Source organism: Salinivibrio sp. VYel1, assembly GCF_009377945.1.
Taxonomy (GTDB): Bacteria; Pseudomonadota; Gammaproteobacteria; order Enterobacterales; family Vibrionaceae; genus Salinivibrio; species Salinivibrio siamensis.
The window spans coordinates 1-25202 of sequence record NZ_RSAM01000002.1; the positions used below are offsets into that span (position 1 = coordinate 1).

Genomic DNA, 25202 nt, shown 5'->3' on the forward strand with positions numbered 1-25202 from the left:
GCTTGATTGTATTGCTTCCAATTGCTGATTTTGTACTTGGCGTTGCTCATCATCGGTGACCTGTTTGAGGCTTTGATGATCTGATCGCAGCTCGGATGATAAGTTCAATGATTTAGGAAACAACGCCGATGAAAATCGCTAGTGTTGATAACTTTCGTTTTTATGACATGCTCCATAGTTGTGCCAGTATCTTAGCCATGAATGGCGCGAGTTTGCTTGAAATCTGTCAGAAATCCCGATAGAACAGAGCTTCGGTTTTGTTGCTTGTGGCGGAAATAAGCTTTAACTGTTGATCGTACCGTTTGTCATCGTAGAGGTGGAAAAGTGTGGTGCAAGCTGGCCTAAAAACTGTCTAGCCTTCTGAAAGTAAAATAACAGCTATTACATTTGTCGTACTCGCTTGTTAAACTGACACAATATCAAATTATCTTCTTTCTCTCTGAATCATGGCTAGATCAAACATAGAACAGCAACAGGAAGTGGAAATCAATGAGACCAAAAAACCGGTAGGTTATCTCCATCTGGTATTTGAGTTGGATTGGGCTGTAGGGAGAGTAGTAGCAACATTACTCAACGTATGCTTGTTTATAATTTTAGTGGGGGTGGCCCTGTTATCCTTATGGTTGGAGCTGAACAATATTTTCGAACATCAAGAGGGCCTATCCGACATATCAACTATCGAGTCTTTGTTCGTAATTTTAGCTCTAGTTCTTTTAAGGCGATATCTCTTCTACACACGTCAAACTAGTGAGCGTTGGTGGAATATTCTATCCATGCCTTTAATCTGGTATGGCAGATTTGTACTATTCGTCTGGTTGGCTGTTAGTGTTGTCGCTTTCTCTGATTTGCTAGATGGGACAGAGTATCTAAACTGGGCATTCCTTCATGGTGAAAACTATAGTCAGATGCTTGCGTTTGCTTGCATGCTATTAAGCCTATACATAGCAGTACCCAGCAAAAATAAAAGGGTAAATGAACTTGACTCTCAAGCTCTAAATAGAGATGACAGTAACGATAAGAACAATGCAACTTCGCAGGAGCAACCCCAAAAATCAACGTCGGGTATCTAGAATGCTACTAAAAAATACCTTTATTATTACTCTTGGTCTATTGCTAGTACCAGCAATCACTTCAGCAAGTCCTCCTCCACTAGCTGATAGTTGCGCTGAGTTAATCAACATATACGTGTCCAAGAATGAAAAGCACCTGCTGGCAGCTCAAACTACTTCGTTATCCGAAAGCTTAAGAGCAGGCTACTGCTTGGGCGTGATAGAGCAATACGCAAAAGGTGACTATCACTGTCGCTCTGATTGGTTTAAGCGAGCGGAATTTATTGCGAAATACTCTCTTGAGGAAAATCCACCATCTGAAAGCAAGTTGTTGAGGTTGTCTTGTGAAATATGATGGATTGTCACCTCCTGACGCGATAAGAGCGTTGTTTTCTGTTGAACTTTCCGAGCACAAGTCATTTAAAGACCTTGTTTACCCTCTTGTACGAAGTAAAAATTTTCTTCTCGTGCACAGAGAAACGATGGGGATTGGTTCAGAGAAAAAACACTTGCTCATTGCACGCGAAAGTCTAAATAAGTTTCACAATGCAGTGTTGCTGCAAGGCTTTTTTGCTGACAGTAAACGCGTTAAAGCTATCTTTACCGATAGTAGTAAACGGATGGAAGCTGCCGAGTTTTTAGACGTTACTTTAGCTGGTAGACAATCCATTGTTGGCATAGGAATCCAATCTGAAGCACTGGATAAGTTGATTAGCGCAATGAAATCGAGTATTTCGTTGTCTGAAACTCGTCTACCAAATCCATTCCATGAGCTCCCACAATTATCGATTGGTAATGTCACCAGTGTTATGCAAGCTTTGCTAGCTCAAAGTGCTGTATTGACTGATGGCGAAACCATGATGCTACATTACTTAAATGGTGAGCTTGAAAGGGCTTATGAAGCAGCATCTTTACTTCAAACTGAACACCCTGTTCTATCCAAATATCAGTCACTGATAATCCAGCAATACCTTGAAGCGAACGAGTTCGATAATTTATTGGACGATTTATTAAATTAGCTGTTGCGAGTGCAGTGCACTCAATCATGCTTTTCTTAGTTCATCAAGAAGAGCAAGAATGACATCAACAAAACAGCTTATTGATACATTCTAGTCTCATATCCCACTGTGCCAGGTTAAGCGTGCTTTCGAAATTGAAAGGTCACTTAAATCGGGGGGCTCTATCTAGTCTAGGAGGGAAGAAGGTTCGCGCTTCCTCGACCTTTATAAGGTTCAGGTTAGGAAGAGGGCTTCGATTTGCTTGGCAGGATAACTCAGATGGACTACACCCTAGAGCGATAACAACTAGGCAAGAATTTGAGCGAACTAGCAAGCAAATTCATGAGTCTAGCTTTAAATAAGGAAATCAGAATATGGCTAAGAAAATAACACCAGCTAGCAATGCGTCCAATATCCCAAATGCAAATAAAGGCTCCAATGGAACTAACCGTCAGTACGACCAGAGTCAGGGTAATCGTGGTAAACAGATGAACCCTAACAATAAAGGGAATAAATAATATGCCAGATCCGAGTGAAATGTCTCAAGATGAGCTTGATATCTGGTCAGATATCAACAACCCAAATAACGACGCAGATATGGATGATTGGGCTGATGCCCACAATCCTAATAATGATGATTACTTGGGTGACGATGAGTAGCTAGAAAACGGCCATAGTCAGGTTGACTGTGGCCGGATTTACACTTTTGTGCTTGGCGATTACTGAAGCCTCTAAATTGCAGGTTGCTTGTAACCTCAACAATGCGATCAACTAGCATTACTTCCAAAGCCAGCGGTCGGCTCGTTCTTCGAGCATATCGCAGTAGATATCACTTTCTTGGTGCACGGTTTCTACCGCAAAGGTGCGCCGATTGACGCGCATGTAGGTCACCGTGTAGGTATCGCACGGGTCGAGCGCTTCGATTCACCCCCGTGACTAAGAGGGAAAGAAAACGTTTTGCAGTGCGATGAGTTAGCCGTAGTTGTGGAAGGCTTGTCGCTCTGATCGCAAATTGAAAGGGAGAAACACTGTTAGGCTGAGTTGGTTCGGAATGAACATCGACAAGCTGGAAAATAGCGCGGAACGTTTTCTATGTCCCTAAACGCAAAAAAGCCCACATGATGTGGGCTTTTTAATATGGCTGGGGTACCAGGATTCGAACCTGGGAATGACGAGATCAAAACCCGTTGCCTTACCGCTTGGCGATACCCCAGTAGGCGTTGCCTAACTTGGTGCGGAGAGAGGGACTTGAACCCTCACGTCCTTTCGGACACTAGCACCTGAAGCTAGCGCGTCTACCAATTCCGCCACCTCCGCAAAAGGTGGGTAACTCGGCAATAAAAAACGCTGCCAAATTACAAAAATACATGGTGGCTACGACGGGATTCGAACCTGTGACCCCATCATTATGAGTGATGTGCTCTAACCAACTGAGCTACGTAGCCACGCTATAAGGCAAAAGCCTTAAGACGGAACGGATTATGCGGATCGAGAGCCTGAGCGTCAAGTATGGCTACCCATTTTTTTATGATTTTCATCTCGTTGGCTGCAATATTCACCAGTTTGTGCTGATTTTGCCAACAGTATGCGTACAAGGCATGCTCTGGACAGTGGTGAGGTCAGCTGTAAGACAAAAAAGCCAGCCCGTAGGCTGGCTCAAGATCATCAGGGTGGGGTCTCGACAACACACCCATGGCGCTTAACGCTTGCGCGTTAAACGTTGAAACGGAAGTGAATGACATCGCCGTCTTTAACAATGTACTCTTTGCCTTCCAGACGCCACTTACCGGCATCTTTGGCACCGCTTTCGCCATTGTTAGCAATGTAATCATCATAGCCAACGACTTCGGCGCGGATAAAGCCTTTTTCAAAGTCGGTGTGGATTTTACCTGCCGCTTGTGGCGCGGTAGAGCCAATCGGCACTGTCCAGGCGCGCACTTCTTTCACCCCTGCGGTGAAATAGGTATGCAAGGTAAGCAGCTCGTAACCGGCGCGAATAACGCGATTAAGGCCCGGCTCTTCAAGGCCCATTTCATCCAAGAACGCGGCCGCTTCTTCGGCGTCCAGCTCGGCAATTTCGCCTTCAATTTCGGCGCACACAGCCACCACGGTCGCGCCTTCTTGGGCGGCGATGTCGCGCACTTGATCCAAATATGGGTTATTTTCAAAGCCATCGTCGTTAACGTTGGCAATGTACATGGTGGGCTTGAGCGTCAAGAAGTTAAGATATTGCACCGCAGCGGCTTCTTCTTTGCTCAGTTCGACTGAGCGCAACATGTTGCCTTCTTCTAGCACAGGCAGCAGTTTTTCCAATACCGTCAGCTCAAACTTGGCGTCTTTATCTCCACCTTTGGCTTTTTTAGCGTTGCGCTGCATCGCGCGCTCACAGCTTTCTAGGTCGGCGAGCGCCAATTCGGTGTTAATCACGGCAATGTCATCAGCAGGATCGACTTTGCCCGACACATGGACAATATTGTCATTTTCAAAACAGCGCACCACATGGCCAATGGCGTCGGTTTCACGGATGTTGGCCAGGAATTTGTTACCCAGGCCTTCACCGCGTGATGCACCCGCGACCAAGCCGGCGATATCGACAAACTCCATGGTGGTCGGTAGCACTTTTTGTGGGTTCACAATTTTGGCTAACGCATCCAAGCGCAAGTCAGGCACAGGCACCACGCCCGTGTTTGGCTCGATGGTACAAAATGGAAAGTTAGCGGCGTCAATGCCCGCTTTGGTCAGTGCGTTAAATAGTGTGGATTTACCTACGTTTGGTAGGCCCACGATGCCACATTTAAAACCCATGAGATGGTAACCCTTTAATCAAAATTACTGTGCTTTGAAGGTATGTAAACGATTTTGCGCTTTAGCAAGATCGTCTTTGAGCAGTATTTCAAGGCTGCGAACCGCCTCATCAGTGGCCTGTTCTAACAGACTCTGCTCATTGGCGGGGGCTTTGGTAAGCACATATCCCGCCACCTTATCCTTGTGACCCGGATGGCCAACACCAATCCGGAGTCGATAAAATGATTTATCATTTGCCAGTTTGCTGATGATGTCACGTAGCCCATTATGGCCACCGTGCCCACCACCTTGTTTAAACTTGGCCACACCGGGTGGTAAGTCTAGTTCGTCATGCGCCACCATGATGGCGTCGACGGGAATATTGTAAAAGTTGGCGAGTGCTTGCACGGCCTTCCCGGACAAATTCATGTACGTGGTTGGGATCAACAAACGCAGATCTTGCCCGTGGACATTGATACGGCCCGTCATACCAAAGAATTTTTTTTCTTCTTTTAACGGTGCATTGTGGATCCGCGCAAGCTCTTGCACGACCCAAGCGCCCGCGTTGTGGCGTGTTTGGGCATATTCTGGCCCTGGATTGGCCAATCCAACTAGTAAGCGGATCTGATTACTCACAACGTTTCTCGCTATTTGTCTACTTATCGTAGCCGGTGAGCATCGCGCCCACGCAAAAAGGCGACATATCCTACCATTGTTGTGACTAAAGGGTCGAGCCAGCACCGACAAATGGCAGATAAAAAAACACCCCGCACAAGGGCAGGGCGCTTAGGGGCTGTTGCTGAGGTTAACTCAGTGACGATGGCTAACTTACGAGTTAAACATCGCAGAGATAGACTCTTCGTTGCTGATGCGGCGAATCGCCTCAGCGAGCATGCCAGAGAGCGTTAATTGCGATACGCGGCCAGTGGCCTGGATCTCAGCGCTCAATGGGGTGGAGTCTGTTACCACGATTTCATCAATCACAGACTCAGCGATATTTTTCGGGGCATCGCCAGAGAAAACCGGGTGAGTGGCGTAAGCGAAGACGCGCTTAGCCCCGCGGTTTTTCAAGGCTTCGGCGGCTTTACACAGGGTGCCACCGGTATCAATCATGTCATCAACGATGATGCAGTCACGCCCTTCAACGTCGCCAATCAAGTGCATCACTTGTGAGACGTTGGCACGTGGACGACGCTTATCGATAATGGCGATGTCAGTGTCATCCAGCAGCTTCGCGGTTGCACGCGCGCGAACCACGCCGCCAATGTCAGGAGACACAACCACAGGGTCTTCCAGGTTCTTCGCCAGCATGTCTTCAAGCAGAACAGGGGTACCAAAGATGTTATCGACCGGTACGTCGAAGAAGCCTTGGATTTGTTCAGCGTGAAGATCCACCGTAAGGACGCGGTCAACACCCACGTTAGAAAGGAAATCTGCAATGACTTTTGCGGTGATAGGAACACGAGAGGAGCGGACGCGGCGGTCTTGACGGGCATAACCAAAGTAAGGGATCACAGCGGTTATGCGGCCAGCCGATGCACGTCGAAACGCGTCTATCATCACGACCAGTTCCATTAAGTTGTCATTGGTCGGGGCGCAGGTGGACTGGAGGACGAACACGTCACTACCGCGCACATTCTCGTTAATCTGAACGCACACTTCACCGTCAGAAAAACGGCCTACAGTGGCGTCACCCAGTGACATGTAAAGACGGTTTGCGATACGTTGGGCGAGAACGGGTGTCGCGTTACCAGCGAACAGCTTCATATCAGGCACGGTGGAAACCTCGGGTTGCATCCATTTAGTAGTCACTGACCGACGGTTTGTTGCTGCAGCGCATCAAGTAGGGGTGAACGATTCAACCCACGTGCAACAAACCCTGTCAGCCAGTTAGGCATAGTGTCGAGTGTGGCCTGGGCATCTTGTGCAGTGTCAAACTCGGCAAACACGCACGCGCCTGTCCCAGTCATCCTAGACGGCGCGTATTCTAGCAGCCACGAAACAGCCTTATCAACCTCGGGGAATTGTTTACGGGCTATCTTTTCGCAATCGTTTTCGTATTTTTGTGCCATTAGCGCAGAAACTGTGCGCTTTGGCGTGTTTCGTTGCAACTGAGGGTGAGTGAAAATTGCAGCGGTTGAGATAGACACGTCAGGCTTTACCACCAAGTAGTATTTCTCGCGCGGCGCGACGGGCGTAAACACCTCTCCAATGCCTTCTGCTACTGCCGCCTGGCCATAAATGAAAATCGGCACATCTGCACCCAGCGTCAGGCCAAGTTGCGCCAGCGCTTGTTGGCTGACTTGGGTTTGCCACAGATGATTGAGTGCGACCAGCGTGGTGGCCGCATCGGATGACCCACCGCCAAGGCCGCCGCCCATAGGAAGGCGTTTTTCCACGTCAATATGTGCGCCTTGTTGGCATCCCGTATATTGCTGCAACGCTTTCGCGGCTTTGACAATCAAGTTGTCGTTTTCACTGACCCCCTCTATCGCGGGACTGAGGCTGATCGTGCCACTCGCGTTCGGCGTAATAGCTAGTGTGTCGCCATGGTCGAGAAACTGAAACAGGGTTTGCAGCTCATGATAGCCATTGTCGCGACGACCGGTGATGTAGAGAAACAAGTTAAGCTTGGCAGGCGCGGGCCAAAAGGTGGCTTTAGTCATTATCGAGCGTCCAATCAGAAATCATTAACTTAATGGTTTGCTGGCCTTTGGTAAGGGTAATACGTGTGGGTAGCGCAGGCTGCGTGTTAGCGCTGTAGTCTTGATAATCAATGTCCCAGCCCTGCGCTCCTTTGAGGGTCGCGACACGGTTATCTGGCCCAAGCAAAAAGGTGTCTTGCGCGCGCGGTAGGCCAATGAGCCAAGGGGCAAGGGCATCAACAGGCAATGGCGCGCCAGTTAAGTAGGCCATCAGACGCGCAGGATTAGGGTCTTGATAGGTCTTACCTTGGTCATCAATCACGGTCGCGCCTTGGGCATTCATGGTTAGCGACAGCAAGGTGGTGCCGAGAAAATTGGTGAGCCGCAGTTGAGATTGGGCGGGCGAGTGCCGCCAGTACAAATTGGCAGAAAAACGCGTGCTGGGGGCAATAAACGCGACCTTACCCCGTGCGGTGTAGCTATCCACCGATGCCAGGGCGTCGCGATGGCTCTGCCACTCAGTCGTGGGGGCTGGGGCAGTGGCACACCCCGCGAGTAGCGCTAAAAGCAACGCCAAGACGCTCACGCGTAACAAGACGCTCACGCGTAAAGAGGAGAACATCAAACCGAATATCCTTTTTGTTTTGGTCAACCGAGCATGGGTTTCGTCAGCCGACCATGGGTTTGGGTCAGACGACATCAATCGCTGTGTAACGCTACTTTGCCACAAGCGCCGGAATGAGAGAAGCCAGTCAAGCGCTTGGTTGTGTGGAGGAAAGAAAGAAATGTTTGTGGTTGTACACCTTTACATCGATCTCGTGAGGCTTCACATTTCCGTGCCACGAAAATGCTGCGATACAATGTTCGCTTTAATTCGCGGGGGGCATCAAGTAAAATCCTCCGCTCCAATCCTTACTGGTGCTGTCGGTAACAACGCTTCATGAGCCTGTTAGTTCTCGGAATTAATCACAAAACGGCCCCCGTCGAGCTGCGGGAAAAGGTCGCCTTTTCGCCGCAACAACTTGAGCAGGCGTTAGGGCAGCTTTCCGAGCATCCGCAGGTGCGCAGTTGCGTGATCGTTTCAACCTGCAACCGTACTGAGATTTATGCTGAGTTAAACCAGCCGGGTGTGGGGGTATTGGTGGAATGGCTAACGCGCTTTCATCAGCTCAGTAGCGACAGCCTAATGGCCAGCATTTATTACCATGAAGAGCAATCTGCGGTGAAGCACTTGATGCGGGTGGCGTGCGGGTTAGACTCCTTGGTGTTAGGCGAGCCGCAAATACTGGGGCAAGTGAAGCAAGCGTACGCCAGTGCCGGTGACGCGGGAATGATTTCTGGCTCATTGGAGAAATTGTTTCATAAAGCCTTTGCGGTGGCGAAGCGGATCCGTACCGAGACCGAGATTGGCGGCAATGCGGTGTCAGTGGCCTTTGCTGCTTGCACATTGGCGCGCCAGATTTTTGAGTCGTTATCAGACGTAACCACCTTGCTCGTGGGCGCTGGCGAGACCATTGAGCTGGTGGCGAGGCATTTAAAAGAGCACCAATGCAGTCAGATTATTTTTGCTAACCGCACACAATCACGCGCGCAGGCACTTGCCGAGCAATTTGACGCGAAAGTGTCGGGGCTCGATGCCCTTGAAGAGCAACTTTGCCACGCTGACATTGTGATTAGCTCGACGGCGGCGCCTATGCCATTGATTGAAAAGGCGATGGTAGAAAAAGCCTTGAAACAGCGGCGTCACCAACCCATGTTGCTGATTGATATTGCCGTCCCGCGTGACATTGATGAAAACGTGGGCAGTCTCGCGGACGCGTATCTCTACAGCGTGGATGACTTACAGTCGATTGTGGAGCACAACCGCGAGCAGCGAAAACTCGCGGCGATTCAAGCCGAAGCGATTGTGACCGAAGAAAGTGCTGATTTTATGCGCTGGTTACGCTCACGCGAAGCGGTAGACAGTATCAAGCAGTACCGTACACAGTCTGAACACATTAAACAGGCGGAACTGGAGCAAAGTATTCAGGCTCTAGCCAATGGCGCTGACGCAGAAAGCGTATTACGCCAGCTGAGTAACCGTCTGACCAATAAACTGATCCATCCCCCCACGCAGGCGATGCAGCAAGCGGCGCAAAATGGTGAGCCGGATAAACTGGCGGTGATGCGCGTTTGTCTGGGGCTGGACAGTGACAACTAACGAAGAGACATATGAAAGCATCAATATTAGCCAAGCTAGAGTCGCTATCTGAGCGTTACGAAGAAGTTCAGCACCTGCTCGGCACCCCAGACATCATTAATGATCAGAACAAATTCCGCGCGTTGTCGAAAGAGTATTCGCAGCTGGAAGAGGTGATCAAGTGCTTCAGTGAGTTCAAGCAAGCGCAAGAAGACTTGGCTGCCGCAAAAGAGATGGCCAACGAAGACGACGCAGAGATGCGTGAAATGGCGCAAGAAGAAGTCGCGCAGGCTGAACAAACCATTGCATCACTGACCGATCAGCTCCAGATCCTGCTGCTGCCGAAAGACCCGAACGATGACCGCAATTGCTTCCTAGAAATTCGCGCCGGTGCCGGTGGGGATGAAGCCGGGATTTTTGCCGGGGATTTATTCCGCATGTATAGCCGTTATGCTGAGCAGCGTGGCTGGAAACTGGAAATTATTAGTGCCAGTGAAGGGGAGCACGGCGGCTTTAAAGAAGTGATTGCCCGCGTTGCCGGTGAAGGCGCGTATGGTGTGCTTAAGTTTGAGTCTGGTGGTCACCGCGTTCAGCGCGTACCCGCAACAGAGTCACAAGGGCGCGTGCATACCTCGGCGTGTACCGTGGCGATTTTGCCAGAAATTCCAGAAGCGGAAGCCCCAGAGATTAATCCAGCTGATCTGAAAGTGGACACCTTCCGTGCATCCGGTGCCGGTGGTCAGCACGTCAACACCACAGATTCTGCGATTCGTATTACTCACTTGCCGACTGGCACTGTGGTGGAATGTCAGGATGAGCGCTCACAGCACAAAAACCGCGCCAAAGCGATGTCGGTATTGGCAGCACGCTTGATTAAAGCAGAAGAAGAAAAGCGCGCCGCAGAAGAGGCGTCAACCCGTCGTAATCTGCTGGGTTCGGGCGACCGCTCAGACCGGATTCGTACCTATAACTACCCACAAGGTCGGGTGTCAGACCACCGAATCAATCTGACGCTGTACCGTTTGGATGATGTGATGCAAGGCGATCTCAATAGCTTGGTCGACCCGGTGATTCAAGAACACCAAGCAGACCAACTTGCGGCCCTGTCTGAGCAGCAGTAATGACAGCAACGATTAGCGCACTACTGGCCGATAGCACCACAGAGCTGACCGCTTTATCGGGCGGCGCTGCGGCTGTCGACGTGAGGGCCTTACTCTGTCACGTATTAGGGCAGCCAAGCAGTTACCTCTACACCTGGCCTGAGCGCAAACTCACCGCGGCACAATTGGCGCAATTTCGCCAGCTGTTTGCCCGTCGTCTACAAGGCGAACCCGTGGCGTATATTTTGGGTTACCGCGATTTTTGGACGCTACGACTCAGTGTCTCATCCGCAACCTTAATCCCGCGTCCTGAAACCGAGCTGCTGGTGGAACAAGCGCTGGCCGTGCTGCCTGCCACGCCTTGTCGTGTGTTGGATTTAGGCACAGGGACGGGGGCGGTCGCCTTAGCCATTGCCAGCGAGCGGCCTGATGTTACCGTCGTAGGGGTCGATCTAATGCCCGAAGCAGTGGCCTTGGCAAGCCGTAACGCCCACGACAACCGCCTTCCCAATGCCCACTTTATTCAAAGTGACTGGTTCGACGCGCTCAGCGATATGAACCCGTTTGAGGTGATTGTGAGTAATCCGCCGTATATCGACAGCGCTGACCCGCACCTTCAGCAAGGCGATGTCCGCTTTGAGCCGGCCAGTGCCCTGGTGGCGGAAGAAAGTGGCTTGGCCGCGATTCGTCACATCGGCCAAACTGCGGCCACGTATCTGGTCGATGGGGGCTGGCTGATGGTCGAACATGGCTACAACCAAGGCGAAGCGGTGCGGTCTGCATGGAAAGAAGCGGGCTGGCCTGATGCCAAAACCCAACAAGATTACGCTGGGCTCGATAGAATCACCTTGGCACAGCGACTTTAACTGACACTGATAGGAAGCAGGAATCGTTATGATCTACATGGCCCTGAAGCACACCCACTTACTGACCGTGGTTTTAAGTCTCTCATTATTTGTGATCCGGTTTGTCTGGGTAATGCGCGACAGTGAGATGATGAATAAAAAATGGGTCAAGGTCACGCCGCATGTGGTCGATACCCTATTATTGAGCACCGGTGTGGCGCTGATTTTTGTGACCGGGTTTATTCCCTTCACCGAATCTGGCGCGTGGCTCACGGAAAAGCTGACCTGTGTCTTGGCTTACATTGCCTTGGGCTTTGTGGCCTTGCACTACAGCCGAGGTAAATTATTCCGAACGGTAGCCTTTTTAGGCGCATTAGGGTGGGCCTATGCCGCGGCTAACCTTGCACTACTCAAAGTTCCTCACGTAATGGGATAAACATGATGCCATTAACCGATCAACAATTAGACGCGCTGACATTGGCAGAAGGGGCGGCGACCCTGAACCATGCCATCGACTCGTCAGTCGATGTGCATCAGGTTAAAGCGTCACTGGATCGCCTTGCCGACGAAGCGGAGCACCAGCTTGGTGCCGAGCCCGATATGGCATTACGTCTGGATGGCCTGTGCCGTCTGTTTTATCACCAGTGGCAATTCAAAGGCGACATCGAGCAGTATTTTTCATCGGATAACGTCTTTATTAATAAGGTATTAGAGCGAAAAACTGGGATCCCAGCCTCATTGGGCGCTGTCTTTTTATATCTGTGCGAGCGCTTGTCGCTGCCGGTTAAGCCAATGGCGTTTCCTAGTCAGCTGGTACTGCGTATTGATGAGTTGGAAGACGCGCCGGTTTTCATCAACCCGTTTAACGGTGAACGGGTTAATGAACGTATTTTGCGTGGCTGGCTAAAAGGGAGCCAAGGCCCACTTGCCGAGCTTGAATCGTCGCACTTGCAGCCAAGTGACAACCCCACGATTATCGGTCGTTGGCTCACCGTGGCGAAAAGTGCGCTATTACGGGAAGAAAAATACGCCATGGCGCTGCGTTGTAGTGAACTGGCGCTAACCTTTAGCCCTGATGATCCTTACGAGATTCGCGACCGTGGCTATATTTTCCAACAATTGGATTGCGATCGTGTGGCGGCGACTGACTACGAGTATTTTATTGAGCAATGCCCGGACGATCCGGCGGCAGAACTGCTAAAAATGCAAGTAAAGGCGCTTAACGAAGAGCAACCAACGTTACATTAATGCGTGATCACGCATGACTAAGGATACCTGTATGACGCAAAAAACCGTCCACATTGGTGACACCCCTGTTGCCAACGATCGCCCGTTTACTTTGTTTGCCGGCATGAACGTGCTGGAATCACGCGATTTGGCCATGCAAATTTGTGAGCATTACGTCAAGGTGACCGACAAGCTTGGCATCCCGTATGTTTTCAAAGCCTCATTTGACAAGGCGAACCGCTCATCAGTGCATTCTTACCGTGGCCCGGGCATGGAAGAGGGGCTCAAGATCTTTGAAGAGCTAAAAAGCACCTTCGGCGTAAAAGTGATTACTGACATCCACGAGCAATATCAAGCGGCACCGGTGGCGGAAGTGGCGGATGTCATTCAATTGCCCGCCTTCTTAGCGCGCCAAACCGACTTGGTTGAAGCCATGGCAAAAACCGATGCGGTTATTAACGTTAAAAAACCTCAGTTTATGAGCCCTGGACAAGTGGGCAACATCGTCGATAAATTTGCCGAGTGTGGCAATGAGAAAGTGATCTTGTGTGAACGTGGCAGCTGCCATGGCTATGATAACTTGGTGGTGGATATGCTCGGCTTTGACGTGATGAAAAAAGCCTCAAACGGCAGCCCGATTATTTTTGATGTTACCCACGCGTTGCAATGCCGTGATCCACAAGGTGCCGCCTCTGGTGGACGTCGTCAGCAAACGGTTGATTTGGCCCGTGCAGGTTTAGGGACCAAAATTGCTGGTTTGTTTATCGAAGCGCACCCAGACCCAGACAATGCCCGTTGTGACGGGCCGTCAGCGCTACCACTGGACAAGCTTGAGCCTTTCCTGGCACAAATGAAAGCGCTGGATGATGTGATTAAACACTTTGCAGAGATTGATATCCGCTAATTAGCGGTCGATCGATACCGATAACAAAGCTGCCGAAATGGCAGCTTTTTTTGTCTGTATTGAAACACAATAGGTCAGCCAGTGACGGGCGCGGTCCCTAGGATAAAAGGGGAGGTCAGCAGTTGCTGAGTAATGAGTCAGCAATCTAGACAAGCAATCAAGATATTTAGATGTTTAGACGTCCATTTGTTGACTGGACGGCTAGAGGTCTGTAACCTTGATCACAGTTTTAAAAGAGGTATTACAAAAACTGCCATGACAACACCAGCAAACACCACACCGCAGCCCTCTGCGCTTGCACTCCTCCCCCTACTATTATTCTTAACCCTTTTTATTGGAGCGGGGGTTTATTTTACTCTAGAAGGTGCCGATTACGCGTTTTATCAGCTTCCTGCGCATGTCGCTATTCTGCCTGCAGTGATCCTGGCCATTGGCTTGAGCCGTGAGCGCCTGAACACCGCTATTGAACAATTTATTCGTGGTATGGGACACGGCGACATTATTGCTATGTGCTTGATCTATTTGCTCGCCGGCGCGTTTTCCGCGGTGGCCGATGCGACGGGCGGGGTCGACGCCACGGTAAACCTAGGATTGGCCCTTATTCCAGAGAGCTTAATCTTGCCTGGGTTGTTTGTGATTGCGGCGTTTATCTCAACGGCAATGGGCACCTCGATGGGCACCATTGCCGCGTTGGCACCGTTTGCATTGAATATGGCGACAGCCACGGGGCAGGCACCGGCGGTGATGGCCGGAGTACTGCTAAGTGGCGCAATGTTTGGTGATAACCTTTCTTTTATCTCTGACACCACCATCGCTGCGACGCGCTCACAAGGCTGTAGCATGCGTGACAAGTTCAAAGAGAACGTGGGGATAGCCATTCCCGCCGCCATCGCCGCGATTATTCTGTTTGTGTTTAACAATCAAAGCGCTCCCGTCGACGCACCAGAGAGTATTAACTATTTGGCGGTATTACCCTATTTGTCGATCATTGTGTTGGCGCTAGCGGGATTAAACGTGTTTGTGGTGCTCACCGCAGGGATTGCATTGGCGTTGTGTGTGGGCTTAATGAGCACCCCAGATTTCACCGTGATGACCTTCAGCCAAGAGGTCAAAGCGGGCTTTGCCAGTATGCAAGAAATCTTTGTCCTGTCGCTAATGATTGGCGGGATAGCGGAGCTAATGCGTTGTCAGGGTGGGCTGAGCTTTTTAACCCAGGCCGTCAACCGTGTGATCGCCCGGTTTGAGAAAAACCGCGGCGCGCATCACTCTCGTGCAAGCGAGTTTGGCATTGCCTTGCTGGTGTCTTTTTCTAACCTGTGCACCGCTAACAACACGGTCGCTATTGTGGTCTCAGGGCAAGTGGCGAAAAACATTGCCAGCGAGCACTCGGTGCCGGCGAAACGCAGTGCTAGCTTGCTGGATATCTTTTCCTGCGTGGTACAAGGCCTGATCCCTTATGGCGCACAAATCCTGCTCCTCGGCGCGAGTTTTGGCTTGTCGCCTTTGGTGATTGTTAGCCATTCTTACTATTGTTTCTTCCTCGCCGCGTCTGCATTAATTGCGGTGATTAGCCGCCGATGGTGGCAAGCGCGTCGCGCTTAATCGTCATGGTTGACACATCACGGCGCTGTCTTTTCTTGTCTAGATAGGTAAGCAAAGGCTGCGCCGTTTTTGATCTGTCTAGAGTGCAGGCTCTAGAAATTTTGTCTTGATCACCAAAGTCGCCTTATCTCGGTGCTGTAAGGTGATCGCAACAACAAAAATATGAAATCACTCAGCACCATAGCATCAATTCTTTTAGACTAGATAGCGTTTTATAACCACCGACAATGATGTCGATGGTGGTTTATCCATCGCTAAAAAGGTCTATGATCATGAAGGAACGTCTTTGTTTAAAGGCAGCGGTCAGCGCTGCATTAATTGCATCATTGGCAGGCTGTGCCAACTCTGGTTCAGAGACACAAGAGCAAGGTTGGGCGCCAGATACCACTTATAAACTCACCATTCTTCATACCAACGATCACCACGGTCGTTTCTGGCACAACCGCTATGGCGAATACGGCATGGCAGCACGTAAAACCCTAATTGATGATCTGCGCGCAGAAGCCAAAGCGGAAGGCAGCCAAGTACTGCTCCTGTCGGGCGGCGACATCAACACGGGCGTACCAGAGTCAGATTTGCTGCAAGCGGAGCCTGATTTTAAAGGGATGACCCAAATTGGTTACGATGCGATGGCCATTGGTAACCACGAGTTCGATAACCCGCTTAGCGTGCTTGAACAGCAAATGCAGTGGGCTGACTTCCCGATGCTCTCTGCCAATATTTATGATAAAGAAACCGGTGAGCGTAAGTATCAGGCTTACGAGATGTTTGAGCGCAATGGTCTGAAAATTGCGGTTGTGGGCCTGACTACCGAAGATACCGCCAAAATCGGTAACCCAGAATACATTGGCTCGCTCGACTTCCGCGACCCGAAAGCCGAAGCGAAAAAAGTGATCGCCAAGCTGAAAGAAACCGAGAAGCCTGACATCATCATCGCCGCGACCCATATGGGTCACTACGCCGACGGTAAGAGCGGCGTGAATGCCCCAGGCGATGTGGCGCTAGCACGTTACATGGATGACGGTGACCTCGACCTTATCATCGGCGGCCACTCACAAGAGCCTGTGTGTATGGAAGGCCCGAACATGTATAACAAGAGCTTCGAGCCTGGGGATGCATGTACGCCAGACCAACAAAATGGCGCGTGGATTATGCAAGCCCACGAATGGGGTAAGTACGTAGGTAAAGCGGAATTTGAATTCCAAAACGGCGACCTTAGCCTTGTTAGCTATGACCTGATCCCGGTTAACCTGAAGAAGAAAATTAAGGTTGATGGCGAGAAAAAACGCGTCTTTATTCAAGATGAAATTGAAAAAGACCAAGCGCTGTATGATTTCTTGAAGCCTTACCAGGACAAAGGCCAAGAGAAGCTGAGCGTCAAAATTGCCGAAAGCAACGGCAAGCTAGTGGGCGACCGCAACATTGTGCGCTTCCAGCAGACCAACCTAGGCCGTCTAATTGCCACCGCTCACATGGAGCGCGCCAAAGCAGACTTTGCGGTCATGAACTCAGGCGGTGTGCGTGACTCTATCATTGCCGGTGACATCACCTATAAAGACGTGCTCAAAGTGCAGCCGTTTGGCAATATGGTCACCTATACCGACATGAGCGGTAAAGACGTGATGGATTACCTGAATGTGGTGGGAACCAAGCCAGTTGATTCGGGTGCCTACGCGCAATTTGCGGGTCTGTCGATGGTCGTTGAAGACGGTAAAGTCCATGACGTGAAGATTGGCGGTGAGCCTATTGATATGGATAAAACCTATCGCTTCACCGTGCCAAGCTTTAACGCTGCGGGCGGCGACGGTTATCCAAAACTGACTAACCACCCTGGTAACGTCAATACTGGCTTTGTTGATGCAGAAGTATTGAAAGACTATCTGGAAGACAACAGCCCAATCGATGTTAACGACTATGCGCCACAAGGCGAGATCGTTTACAAATAAACGGATGTAAGATTGCCAGAAGAAAAAGCGGTACCGATGCGGTGCCGCTTTTTTTATGTAATCATTAGTGACGGGTTTACAAATAAGTGGCAAAAACGATGACGCCTGCAATCAAATTAGCAGAAAAACAAAGCATTGCGTTTGAAGTTCACCAGTACCAGCACGATCCCAATAACCTTAACTTTGGTGAAGAAGCTGTCCAAGCGTTAGGGCAAGACCCCGCTCGGGTATTCAAAACATTATTGTTTTGTATTAATGGTGACAGCAAGCAGCTGGCGGTGGCGGTTGTCCCCGTCAAAGGTAGCCTCAACCTAAAAGCCGCTGCCAAAGCCGCGGGTGGCAAGAAAGCAACCATGGCCGATCCGCAAGTGGCCCAGCGCACAACAGGCTACCTGGTCGGAGGGATCAGCCCCCTAGGCCAGAAAAAGCGGCTACCGACGCTTGTCGACAGCTCCGCGCAGCAGTTTGAGACTATTTGTGTCAGTGCTGGGCGGCGTGGATTGGAAATCGAACTCTCACCGGACGATCTGCTGTCTTTGACGGCGGGGCAATATGCCGCGATTGGCGAATAAATAAGAAGGATACACAGATGACTCTTACCATTTGGGCGTCGCTCGCGTTGGTTTGCATGCTTGGGGCGATGTCGCCCGGGCCGAGCTTGGTGGTAATGGCAAAGCATAGCCTTGCCAATAGTCGCTTACATGGCATTGTGGCTTCATGGGCGCATGCCTTGGGGGTTGGCCTCTACGCGCTAATTACGATGTTAGGGTTGGCGGTTATCTTTAAACAATCCCCGTTGCTTTTTACCGTCATTGCCTACGCAGGCGCTGGCTATCTCGCTTGGCTAGGAGTGAAATCATTGCTTAGTAAAGGCGGGGTGGCAGCTAAATTAGAAGCGGGACAACCCGCCAGTTTAGGCGAGGCGGCACGCGATGGGGCGATGATCTCGATGCTCAACCCAAAGCTGGCACTATTCTTTATTGCCTTGTTTAGCCAGTTTGTTGCGGTGGGCACGGACTTATTTAGTCGTAGTGTGATTGTGCTGACGCCATTATTGATTGATGGGCTTTGGTACACCTTGATAGCCTTTTTGTTATCCAGCCCTGCCATTGTCGACAAGCTACGTCACCACGGCGCGTGGGTCGATAAGCTCTCAGGTGTGGTATTGATTGCGCTGGCCGTGCGTGTGGTGGTTACGCTGCAATAGTGAGGCGAGTCAGAGGCAACAAACGGACGCGTTAATAAAAAGACTGGCAAGTGGCCAGTCTTTTTGCTTTTAAGGGCGGTGGCTTAAGTGACGTTCGCGGGTTTCTAGCTTTTTCTCTTGGCTTTTTTTGAGCATCACATACAACGCACCGGTGCCGCCTTGATGACGCAGTGCCGAGTGGTAGCAGAGCACATCTGAAATTTGTTGTAGCCACTGACAGACATAGCTTTTCATCATTGCCTGTGGGTTACTGCGCTCGCCTTTTCCATGCACAATAATCACGGTGCGCACATCCATACGCTGGCATTGTTTTAAAAAACGTAAAATTTCATCTCGGGCTTTTTCCAATGACATCTTATGCAGGTCGAGCCTTGCGTTGACGTCATATTTTCCCAGTCGTAGTTTACGAAACACGCCATCCTGTACGCCATCGCGTTTGTAAGCCATCACCTCGTCGGGCTTCACCATCTGGGCGTACTCGAGCGACAGGTATTCAGGATCGCTGTTTGCCAGTTTCTGTGCGGCCTGTTGGCGTGCAAGCTGGGCCTCAGTGGGCTGATGCGAGCCTGTTTGCTCCTCAACCTTGTCCTGCTTGATGGGCGCCACATCTGACATCATTTCTCGAAACAGCTCAAACTCGTTTTTATCACTCATCACTACAGTGCCATGTGCGTCGTGGAGTCATTTGGGGACAGTATAAACGAAAATAAAAAAAGAAACCTAGAGCCACACTCTGTGACCAACCATGCAACTCCAGGTTAAGCAATTATGCTTAAAGATAGGTAGGCAATAAAACAGGTTATTGAGGTTTGGAAGTCATCACTTTGTAGACAAAATAGCCGCCGAAAAAGCTGATCAGGCCAAATGTACAGATGATGACAATCATGGATGACAAGCCCACGGCGTTGCCGAAAAGTAGATCAAGCCAAAAGTCCATAGTCTGTACCCTCGTGTCCGTTAATGTAGGGTCAGGATGCCAATAGGAAGCGGGTTGAATACTGATCAGGATCAAGAGAAATGTCGAACAAATTATCAACATTTGTTAACAACGATCCGATCACAAACTGCGCGCAACTGATGCGAGTTTCACCGTTTAATGCGCTTAAGTGAAAAAATACACGGCGAGGGCTTGAGGTTTCGCGGTGCTTGAGTATGATAGGCGACCTCAGCAGGCAGGATGCACTTAAACGCATACTAAGCTGCTTGACAAGTTTGATACCTATTCGTAAAACTTGTCAGAGATGTCGGTGAATAGCGCAGTTTGGTAGCGCATCTGGTTTGGGACCAGAGGGTCGGGGGCCGGAAGCCGGTCCAATCGAATCCTTCTTCACCGACCACTATTTTTAAGCTCGGTAATCTAGGGTTGCTTGGCTGATGTAAAGAACATTGTCGGTGAATAGCGCAGTTTGGTAGCGCATCTGGTTTGGGACCAGAGGGTCGGGGGTTCGAATCCCTCTTCACCGACCACTATTTAGGTAGTGGAGAGCGCGTTTGGTCGGGGGCCGGAAGCCCGGTCGCGCGGGGGCCGCCCCATCAAAGCCCTCTTCACCGACCATTATTTTGAAACTGAGTGATCGAAGGTTACTTGGTTGACGTAAAAAGCATTAACGGTGAATAGCGCAGTTTGGTAGCGCATCTGGTTTGGGACCAGAGGGTCGGGGGTTCGAATCCCTCTTCACCGACCAACAAGAAACCCCAGCCTTTTGGCTGGGGTTTTGTCGTTATAGTGGCAGGGTGTTTATGGTTTTGGGTAATGCTGGAAGGCTTGCGTGTTGCCTGCGTCATCAAACGCCATCACTGTGTAGGGCTGGTGACGGTCGCCATATTCCATGCCTGGCGAGCCGATCGGCATGCCAGCGACAGCGAGACCTTCTAACCCAGTATTGGTAGCGAGTAGCTTTTTCACCTCTTTGGCTGGCACATGCCCCTCAATCACATAGCCGTTGATACGTGCGGTATGGCACGATTGCATCTCCGCAGGCACGCCCATTTCTTGCTTAATGGACGCCATATCGTCATGCGGTTTAACCTCCAGCTCAAAACCGGCTTGCGCCATGTGCTCAACCCAATCGTCGCAACAGCCACAGCTGGGCGATTTATACACCACGCCGCTCGCGGCCATCGCTGAGGCACTCATCAGGCCCACTGTCGCTGCAAGTAATTGTAAACGCTTCATTATCGCTCCTTGTTACTTATCGTCTGATTTTATTTTGAAAAAACGTAGTCGATTGGCGTTGGTGACAACCGTAATCGAAGACAGCGCCATCGCGCCCCCTGCTATCACCGGGCTGAGCAACATGCCAGTGAATGGATAAAGGATGCCGGCCGCGACTGGGATCCCTAAGGTGTTATAAATAAAGGCCCCAAAGAGGTTCTGCTTCATATTGCGCACGGCGGCTTGAGACAAAGCAATCGCGTTGGCCAATGCCCCTAGGTGCTGGTGCATCAAGGTGATTTGCGCACTTTCTATGGCAATATCACTGCCACTGCCCATGGCGACACCCACATCGGCTTGTGCTAGTGCAGGGGCATCGTTAATGCCATCGCCGACCATCGCCACACGCTTGCCTTGCTGTTGCAGATGTTGAATTTGTTCCGATTTACCATCGGGAAGCACCCCAGCAATCACATGATCAATGCCTAGCTGACGACCAATGGCATTGGCGGTATCAGGATGGTCACCAGAGAGCATGATCACTTCGAGCCCTTGCGATTGCAGGTTGGCAACCGCGTCAATGGCATCGTCACGAATAGGGTCACTGACGCCAATCAACGCTTGTACACTGTCTGCATTGGCAAGATAGATGGCGGTCTCGCCACGCTGAGTCATGGCGTCGATATCGCTTTGATGGGAGGCCGTCTCGATCCCTTGTGCGTCCATCCAGGCTTGGTTGCCAATGAAGTAGCGCGCCCCATCGATCTGCGCCTGGATCCCTTTGCCAGATTCGCTATTAAAGTCGTTTGATGTTGGCAGCGAGAGATCTTGTGCCTTGGCATAATTAACAATAGCCTGCGCCAGCGGGTGCTCAGAATGCTGCTCCAGCGAGGCGGCGATTGCCATTAAACGTTCTTGGTCACCGTTAATCGCTTTTAAATGGGTCACTTCGGGTTGGCCGCGTGTCAATGTCCCGGTTTTATCAAACACTAGCGTGTGGAGTTTGGCGGCGGTTTGTAGCGCATCCGCATCACGAATTAATACCCCGACTTCGGCGGCGCGACCCACCGCAGCAGTCACCGATAAAGGCGTGGCCAAGCCAAGCGCGCACGGACAAGCGATAATTAGCACGGTCGTGGCGGTGACTAGCATATAGCTGACCGACGGCTCTGGACCGACAACATACCAGATAGCCGCCGTGATCAGCGCAATGGCCACTACGATGGGCACAAACACCGCGGAAATGCGATCGGCAAGCTTGGCCAGCTCGGGTTTACTGCTTTGGGCTTCGCGCACCAAATCGATAATACGTGCCAGCATGGTATCGCTACCGACGCCGGTGGCTTTAAACGTCAAGCTCCCTTTTTGGTTGACTGTCCCCGCGTGCAGCGTGTCTCCCTGCTGTTTGCTGACCGGCACGGGCTCACCTGTGAGCATCGACTCGTCAATATAGCTGCTGCCTTCGACCACTTCGCCATCTACCGGCACTTTCGCCCCCGGTTTTACCCTAAGCGTCATCCCTTGTTTGACTTTATCAAGCGGACGCTCTGTCTCCTGGCCGTTCTCGATAACCAGCGCCATGGGCGGCTGCAAATCAAGCAGCTGGTCAAGCGCTTTGGAGGTGTTGGCACGTGCGCGTGCCTCAATCGCATGGCCTAGGCTAATCAAACCAATGATCATCGCTGAGGCTTCAAAATACACATGCCGTGCTTGTTCAGGGAATAATGCCGGTGCCACGACGACGGCGGTAGAATACAGCCACGCTGCGCCCGTCCCGAGCGCCACCAAGGTATCCATGGTGGCGCGTTTGTGCATCAACGCTTGCCAAGCATTGGCAAAGAAGTGACGGCCACCCGTAGCCAAAAGCAAGAGGGTAAGGATGGCCACCGCGCCCCACGCCCACTGATCTTGGCTGGATTGAATGGTCATGCTGCCACCGACTATCCCCCAAGCCATAATTGGGCCACCAAGACCTAAGCCAGCTATCGTACTGCGTTTAAAGTTTTTTAACTCGGCGGCTTGTTGGTGCTGCTGGCGCTCGCGGCGGTCATTATCATCCTCGACTTTTTCTGCGCCGTAGCCAGCGTTCTCCACCGCGTCAACGATAGCATCAGGTGAGGCATTGCCTTTTACTATCGCACTGCGTTCGGCCAGATTCACGCTCACATTGGCCACGCCATCAACGCCACTAATCGCGTTTTCCACACTGCTTACGCAGCTGGCACAGGTCATCCCCGATAAAACGTATTGCTGACGGCTCACGTTGGAAGTTGCTTTCGCGGTGTCAGCGCTGGATGAATGCGCTTGTTCAGAGTGAGAGGCGGCGGAGCCGTTGTGTGCACTGTCACTGGGCTTGGCGTTTAACTCTAGCCCACTGACCGTGTCTGAGGCTGTGTGACTACCGGTTTCAGTGTTTTGGTTATCGTCGGTGGCAAGCTCAGCCTGATAGCCGAGCTGATCAACCATTTTAATCAACGTATCAGCAGTTAAGCTGGTGTGGACGTGCGCCTCTGTTTTACTCACCGAATGAGAAAACACCGTGGGCTGCTCGTCCAGCGCTGCTTCGACTTTGGCCACACAACGGCCGCAGTTTAGCCCGCTTAAGGTGAAGTAGTGACGGTAGCCGACCTGATAGCCGAGCGCTTCAATCGCGGAGACCGCCTGGCGAAGTGGGTACTCAGTGCTCTCACCCAGGGCTTCTAACGACACTGACTGGGTGTCAATCTCTTCAATGCGAACCCCGTCGATATCCTCAAGCGCTTTTGTCACTTTTTTCACACAGCCTTGGCAGCTTAAGCCACTCAGCGGCAGTGTGTAGTAGGTTATGTTAGTGTCGGTGGTGGTCATTGCCTCTCCTTATCGCCTGACGTCATTCGATGTTGGCGATTGTCGCAACTTCAGTTAGGCTAAACTGTAAACCTTATAGCTACTGGAAGGTCAAGCGAGCAAAATGAAAATTCAACAAGTGGCAGAGAAAACCGGCCTAACCAGCAAAACCATTCGTTTTTACGAACAAAAAGGGCTGATCACCCCGCCGCATCGGGCGGAGAATGGCTATCGGGACTATCGCGCGCAGCACGTGAGTGAGCTGCAAATGATCCGCCGTGCACGATTGGTGGGGTTTACCTTGGAAGAAAGTGCGGATTTGTTAGCGTTGTCGCGCGATCCGTCGTTACGCAGTGCCGATGTCAAAGCGCGTGCCGAGACAAAATTGGTAGAGATTGATGAGAAAATGGCAGAACTGGCGGCAATGAAAACCACACTGCATGCCTTAACGCAGGCCTGTCCGGGCGATGGTGACGCGCAGTGCCCGATTATCGAAGCACTGCGCGGTGACAGTGAGCTAGGCGAGTTGGACGCCAGCCCCTCAAGTTGTTGTGCATCAGGGGATGAATCGCCCGTGACAAACTAACATTTAGTAAAGCAGCGAATAGAGCTGACGACGATAACGCGACGCCACTTCATTGCCTTGGCCGAGCGCGGTAAGGATGTCCATCAGGGTTTTCTTAGCTTCACCCTCGGCATGATTCATGTCGCGGCGAAGAATGTTCATCAGTAGCTCAAGCGCTTCTTCACTGCGATTAATCTGATTGAACTGCACCGCCAGCTCATAGGCGACGTTGGCGTCGTCTGGGTTTTCTTCGAGTTGAGCCTGAAGACGGCGGATTTCAGGCGCATCAATCGCTTGGTTATGTAGCTCAATCTTGGCGACCAAGCTTTTGTAGGTGGCATCTTGATCTTGCATCAGCACGGTATCCAGCAGCGCTTGCGCCGCATCAAACTGATGAGTCTCGACCAAGCATTCTGCCATCGCCAGTTTGTACTCACCCTTATCGCCGTGACTGGTTTCCAGCGGCTTTAGAATCACCAAAGCATCGGTGTAATTGCCTTCGGCCATAAGCTGACGCGCTTGCTCGAACGCTTGATCTTCTGGGCTTGGAAGGTGCTTGTTCAGCATCTCGCGTACGGTTTCTTCATTTTGCGGGCCAGCGAGGCCATCCACAGGTTGACCGTCTTTAAACAGCGCCAGGGTTGGCAGTGCGCGGACGCCAAACTGCGCGGCAATCAGCTGCTGCGCTTCGCAATCGATGGTCGCCAGTGTGAAGTTGCCGTGACTGTCGTGAGCAATTTGTTCAACCGTGGGTTTAAGCTCCACGCTTTCGGGCATCATGCTCGCCCAAAAGTACACCAGCACCGGCGTGCGAGACGACGACTCGAGAATCTGCTGAAAATTATGCTCGGTTAATTCGACGATATAGTTTGCGTTCATCATGGATCCTGACCAAGTGGATTTGCTTTAAGGGTGGGGGCAAACGTGCAGAAATTCAAGCAACTGGGCGTGTATTTGGGCGTGTTATTACGGTTCTGACCAAAGGCGAAAGGGATTAAAAAGAGAAAAAACGAAAAAGCCACCGGAGGGTGGCTCATTTCGTCGGTCTGCAAGCGAAGTCATTACAAAGCAAGTGCGAGTTACAACACGAGCACCACGCACAAAGCGACGCTCAAGCAGAGCCAGTTCAATTGATGCAAGGTCATCAGCCGGCTCCTTTATGATTGTTAT

The 25202-nt window shown here is 51.0% G+C and carries 25 protein-coding genes and 6 tRNA genes; 18 read left to right on the forward strand and 13 right to left on the reverse strand.

The window, feature by feature from the left end; translation table 11 throughout:
- The first annotated feature begins 479 nt into the window (after nt 1-479).
- The 4 genes from EHW58_RS02565 (at nt 480) to EHW58_RS15645 (ending at nt 2707) form a co-directional block, all read left to right on the forward strand.
- Nucleotides 480-1070, forward strand: coding sequence for a hypothetical protein (locus EHW58_RS02565; protein ID WP_370517820.1), 591 nt, complete (start codon nt 480-482; stop codon nt 1068-1070).
- A 323-nt stretch (nt 1071-1393) separates the two neighbouring features.
- Complete coding sequence (locus tag EHW58_RS02575; protein ID WP_370517821.1) at nt 1394-2068, forward strand: hypothetical protein; 675 nt, start codon at nt 1394-1396, stop codon at nt 2066-2068.
- Between the two features lie 353 nt (nt 2069-2421).
- Complete coding sequence (locus tag EHW58_RS15640; protein ID WP_194163202.1) at nt 2422-2565, forward strand: hypothetical protein; 144 nt, start codon at nt 2422-2424, stop codon at nt 2563-2565.
- A gap of 1 nt (nt 2566) precedes the next feature.
- Nucleotides 2567-2707 carry a hypothetical protein gene (locus EHW58_RS15645; protein WP_014231391.1) on the forward strand — a complete coding sequence of 47 codons (141 nt, stop codon included), beginning with the start codon at nt 2567-2569 and terminating at the stop codon, nt 2705-2707.
- Nucleotides 2708-3185: 478 nt separating this feature from the next.
- Here EHW58_RS15645 and EHW58_RS02585 read toward each other — a convergent pair.
- From EHW58_RS02585 to lolB, 8 genes are all read right to left on the reverse strand, one after another.
- A tRNA-Gln gene (locus EHW58_RS02585) sits at nt 3186-3260 on the reverse strand.
- Between the two features lie 17 nt (nt 3261-3277).
- Nucleotides 3278-3364: transfer RNA gene (locus EHW58_RS02590), tRNA-Leu, on the reverse strand.
- 51 nt (nt 3365-3415) lie between these two features.
- Nucleotides 3416-3492 (reverse strand) — tRNA-Met (locus EHW58_RS02595).
- A 268-nt stretch (nt 3493-3760) separates the two neighbouring features.
- Entirely contained in the window at nt 3761-4852 is a 1092-nt protein-coding gene (gene ychF, locus EHW58_RS02600) for a redox-regulated ATPase YchF (protein WP_046073697.1), read from the reverse strand.
- Between the two features lie 24 nt (nt 4853-4876).
- Nucleotides 4877-5467: an aminoacyl-tRNA hydrolase gene (gene pth, locus EHW58_RS02605; protein WP_077578587.1), complete on the reverse strand. Its 591-nt coding sequence runs from the start codon at nt 5465-5467 to the stop codon at nt 4877-4879.
- 192 nt (nt 5468-5659) lie between these two features.
- On the reverse strand, nt 5660-6607 hold the full coding sequence (locus EHW58_RS02610; RefSeq protein WP_046073862.1) for a ribose-phosphate pyrophosphokinase: 948 nt from the start codon (nt 6605-6607) through the stop codon (nt 5660-5662).
- A 32-nt stretch (nt 6608-6639) separates the two neighbouring features.
- Entirely contained in the window at nt 6640-7497 is an 858-nt protein-coding gene (ispE, locus tag EHW58_RS02615; protein ID WP_077578586.1) for a 4-(cytidine 5'-diphospho)-2-C-methyl-D-erythritol kinase, read from the reverse strand.
- Nucleotides 7490-8098 carry a lipoprotein insertase outer membrane protein LolB gene (gene lolB, locus EHW58_RS02620; protein WP_227986278.1) on the reverse strand — a complete coding sequence of 203 codons (609 nt, stop codon included), beginning with the start codon at nt 8096-8098 and terminating at the stop codon, nt 7490-7492. The genes ispE and lolB overlap by 8 nt, the downstream gene beginning before the upstream one ends.
- Nucleotides 8099-8416: 318 nt before the next feature.
- On the opposite strand from lolB, the gene hemA reads away from it, so the two are divergent.
- The 10 genes from hemA (at nt 8417) to EHW58_RS02670 (ending at nt 18486) form a co-directional block, all read left to right on the forward strand.
- Nucleotides 8417-9676 carry a glutamyl-tRNA reductase gene (gene hemA / locus EHW58_RS02625; RefSeq protein WP_046073693.1) on the forward strand — a complete coding sequence of 420 codons (1260 nt, stop codon included), beginning with the start codon at nt 8417-8419 and terminating at the stop codon, nt 9674-9676.
- A gap of 11 nt (nt 9677-9687) precedes the next feature.
- The gene (prfA, locus tag EHW58_RS02630) at nt 9688-10776 is read left to right on the forward strand and encodes a peptide chain release factor 1 (RefSeq protein ID WP_046073692.1); all 1089 of its coding nucleotides are present in this window, start codon (nt 9688-9690) and stop codon (nt 10774-10776) included.
- Entirely contained in the window at nt 10776-11621 is an 846-nt protein-coding gene (gene prmC, locus EHW58_RS02635) for a peptide chain release factor N(5)-glutamine methyltransferase (protein ID WP_077578584.1), read from the forward strand. Before prfA ends, prmC begins: the two co-directional genes overlap by 1 nt.
- Before the next feature lie 31 nt (nt 11622-11652).
- Nucleotides 11653-12036, forward strand: a complete 384-nt coding sequence (locus EHW58_RS02640) for a SirB2 family protein (protein WP_046073861.1) — start codon at nt 11653-11655, stop codon at nt 12034-12036.
- Nucleotides 12037-12038: 2 nt separating this feature from the next.
- A complete protein-coding gene (locus EHW58_RS02645; RefSeq protein ID WP_046073690.1) occupies nt 12039-12848 on the forward strand; it encodes a SirB1 family protein in 810 nt (269 codons plus the stop codon).
- Nucleotides 12849-12879: 31 nt separating this feature from the next.
- Nucleotides 12880-13731, forward strand: coding sequence for a 3-deoxy-8-phosphooctulonate synthase (kdsA, locus tag EHW58_RS02650; RefSeq protein ID WP_046073689.1), 852 nt, complete (start codon nt 12880-12882; stop codon nt 13729-13731).
- A gap of 255 nt (nt 13732-13986) precedes the next feature.
- Nucleotides 13987-15333, forward strand: coding sequence for a Na+/H+ antiporter NhaC family protein (locus EHW58_RS02655; RefSeq protein WP_152794627.1), 1347 nt, complete (start codon nt 13987-13989; stop codon nt 15331-15333).
- Between the two features lie 272 nt (nt 15334-15605).
- A complete protein-coding gene (gene ushA, locus EHW58_RS02660; protein ID WP_152794630.1) occupies nt 15606-17279 on the forward strand; it encodes a bifunctional UDP-sugar hydrolase/5'-nucleotidase UshA in 1674 nt (557 codons plus the stop codon).
- 98 nt (nt 17280-17377) lie between these two features.
- The gene (gene ybaK / locus EHW58_RS02665) at nt 17378-17851 is read left to right on the forward strand and encodes a Cys-tRNA(Pro) deacylase (RefSeq protein WP_077658817.1); all 474 of its coding nucleotides are present in this window, start codon (nt 17378-17380) and stop codon (nt 17849-17851) included.
- A 17-nt stretch (nt 17852-17868) separates the two neighbouring features.
- Nucleotides 17869-18486 (forward strand): LysE family translocator, encoded by a 618-nt coding sequence (locus EHW58_RS02670; protein WP_046073686.1) that lies wholly within the window; start codon nt 17869-17871, stop codon nt 18484-18486.
- 69 nt (nt 18487-18555) lie between these two features.
- On the opposite strand, the gene smrA is transcribed toward EHW58_RS02670, so the two are convergent.
- Together smrA and EHW58_RS02680 are read right to left on the reverse strand one after the other, a co-directional pair.
- Entirely contained in the window at nt 18556-19140 is a 585-nt protein-coding gene (smrA, locus tag EHW58_RS02675) for a DNA endonuclease SmrA (protein ID WP_077578581.1), read from the reverse strand.
- Nucleotides 19141-19285: 145 nt separating this feature from the next.
- Nucleotides 19286-19423: a DUF3149 domain-containing protein gene (locus EHW58_RS02680; RefSeq protein ID WP_046073685.1), complete on the reverse strand. Its 138-nt coding sequence runs from the start codon at nt 19421-19423 to the stop codon at nt 19286-19288.
- Between the two features lie 308 nt (nt 19424-19731).
- Here EHW58_RS02680 and EHW58_RS02685 point away from each other — a divergent pair.
- From EHW58_RS02685 to EHW58_RS02695, 3 genes are all read left to right on the forward strand, one after another.
- Nucleotides 19732-19823 (forward strand) — tRNA-Pro (locus tag EHW58_RS02685).
- A gap of 53 nt (nt 19824-19876) precedes the next feature.
- Nucleotides 19877-19953 (forward strand) — tRNA-Pro (locus EHW58_RS02690).
- 141 nt (nt 19954-20094) lie between these two features.
- Nucleotides 20095-20171 (forward strand) — tRNA-Pro (locus tag EHW58_RS02695).
- Nucleotides 20172-20224: 53 nt separating this feature from the next.
- Here EHW58_RS02695 and EHW58_RS02700 read toward each other — a convergent pair.
- Both EHW58_RS02700 and EHW58_RS02705 read right to left on the reverse strand, forming a co-directional pair.
- Nucleotides 20225-20662 carry a DUF411 domain-containing protein gene (locus EHW58_RS02700; RefSeq protein WP_046073684.1) on the reverse strand — a complete coding sequence of 146 codons (438 nt, stop codon included), beginning with the start codon at nt 20660-20662 and terminating at the stop codon, nt 20225-20227.
- Nucleotides 20663-20674: 12 nt separating this feature from the next.
- The gene (locus tag EHW58_RS02705; RefSeq protein ID WP_152794634.1) at nt 20675-23488 is read right to left on the reverse strand and encodes a cation transporter; all 2814 of its coding nucleotides are present in this window, start codon (nt 23486-23488) and stop codon (nt 20675-20677) included.
- 103 nt (nt 23489-23591) lie between these two features.
- Here EHW58_RS02705 and cueR point away from each other — a divergent pair, with 103 nt between their 5' ends.
- Nucleotides 23592-24053, forward strand: coding sequence for a Cu(I)-responsive transcriptional regulator (gene cueR / locus EHW58_RS02710; RefSeq protein WP_077578578.1), 462 nt, complete (start codon nt 23592-23594; stop codon nt 24051-24053).
- A 3-nt stretch (nt 24054-24056) separates the two neighbouring features.
- Here the strand turns inward: cueR and EHW58_RS02715 are convergent, their stop codons facing one another.
- On the reverse strand, nt 24057-24911 hold the full coding sequence (locus EHW58_RS02715) for a co-chaperone YbbN (protein ID WP_046073681.1): 855 nt from the start codon (nt 24909-24911) through the stop codon (nt 24057-24059).
- Nucleotides 24912-25202 lie beyond the last annotated feature (291 nt).

What these genes read in the sequence shown, in the direction of transcription:
- EHW58_RS15640 (WP_194163202.1), top strand. Translation starts at nt 2,422, where the DNA reads ATGGCTAAGAAAATAACACCAGCTAGCAATGCGTCCAATATCCCAAAT.
- EHW58_RS15645 (WP_014231391.1), top strand. Translation starts at nt 2,567, where the DNA reads ATGCCAGATCCGAGTGAAATGTCTCAAGATGAGCTTGATATCTGGTCA.
- ychF (WP_046073697.1), bottom strand. Translation starts at nt 4,852, where the DNA reads ATGGGTTTTAAATGTGGCATCGTGGGCCTACCAAACGTAGGTAAATCC.
- ispE (WP_077578586.1), bottom strand. Translation starts at nt 7,497, where the DNA reads ATGACTAAAGCCACCTTTTGGCCCGCGCCTGCCAAGCTTAACTTGTTT.
- lolB (WP_227986278.1), bottom strand. Translation starts at nt 8,098, where the DNA reads ATGTTCTCCTCTTTACGCGTGAGCGTCTTGTTACGCGTGAGCGTCTTG.
- hemA (WP_046073693.1), top strand. Translation starts at nt 8,417, where the DNA reads ATGAGCCTGTTAGTTCTCGGAATTAATCACAAAACGGCCCCCGTCGAG.
- prfA (WP_046073692.1), top strand. Translation starts at nt 9,688, where the DNA reads ATGAAAGCATCAATATTAGCCAAGCTAGAGTCGCTATCTGAGCGTTAC.
- prmC (WP_077578584.1), top strand. Translation starts at nt 10,776, where the DNA reads ATGACAGCAACGATTAGCGCACTACTGGCCGATAGCACCACAGAGCTG.
- EHW58_RS02645 (WP_046073690.1), top strand. Translation starts at nt 12,039, where the DNA reads ATGATGCCATTAACCGATCAACAATTAGACGCGCTGACATTGGCAGAA.
- kdsA (WP_046073689.1), top strand. Translation starts at nt 12,880, where the DNA reads ATGACGCAAAAAACCGTCCACATTGGTGACACCCCTGTTGCCAACGAT.
- EHW58_RS02655 (WP_152794627.1), top strand. Translation starts at nt 13,987, where the DNA reads ATGACAACACCAGCAAACACCACACCGCAGCCCTCTGCGCTTGCACTC.
- ushA (WP_152794630.1), top strand. Translation starts at nt 15,606, where the DNA reads ATGAAGGAACGTCTTTGTTTAAAGGCAGCGGTCAGCGCTGCATTAATT.
- ybaK (WP_077658817.1), top strand. Translation starts at nt 17,378, where the DNA reads ATGACGCCTGCAATCAAATTAGCAGAAAAACAAAGCATTGCGTTTGAA.
- EHW58_RS02670 (WP_046073686.1), top strand. Translation starts at nt 17,869, where the DNA reads ATGACTCTTACCATTTGGGCGTCGCTCGCGTTGGTTTGCATGCTTGGG.
- smrA (WP_077578581.1), bottom strand. Translation starts at nt 19,140, where the DNA reads ATGAGTGATAAAAACGAGTTTGAGCTGTTTCGAGAAATGATGTCAGAT.
- EHW58_RS02680 (WP_046073685.1), bottom strand. Translation starts at nt 19,423, where the DNA reads ATGGACTTTTGGCTTGATCTACTTTTCGGCAACGCCGTGGGCTTGTCA.
- EHW58_RS02700 (WP_046073684.1), bottom strand. Translation starts at nt 20,662, where the DNA reads ATGAAGCGTTTACAATTACTTGCAGCGACAGTGGGCCTGATGAGTGCC.
- EHW58_RS02705 (WP_152794634.1), bottom strand. Translation starts at nt 23,488, where the DNA reads ATGACCACCACCGACACTAACATAACCTACTACACACTGCCGCTGAGT.
- cueR (WP_077578578.1), top strand. Translation starts at nt 23,592, where the DNA reads ATGAAAATTCAACAAGTGGCAGAGAAAACCGGCCTAACCAGCAAAACC.
- EHW58_RS02715 (WP_046073681.1), bottom strand. Translation starts at nt 24,911, where the DNA reads ATGAACGCAAACTATATCGTCGAATTAACCGAGCATAATTTTCAGCAG.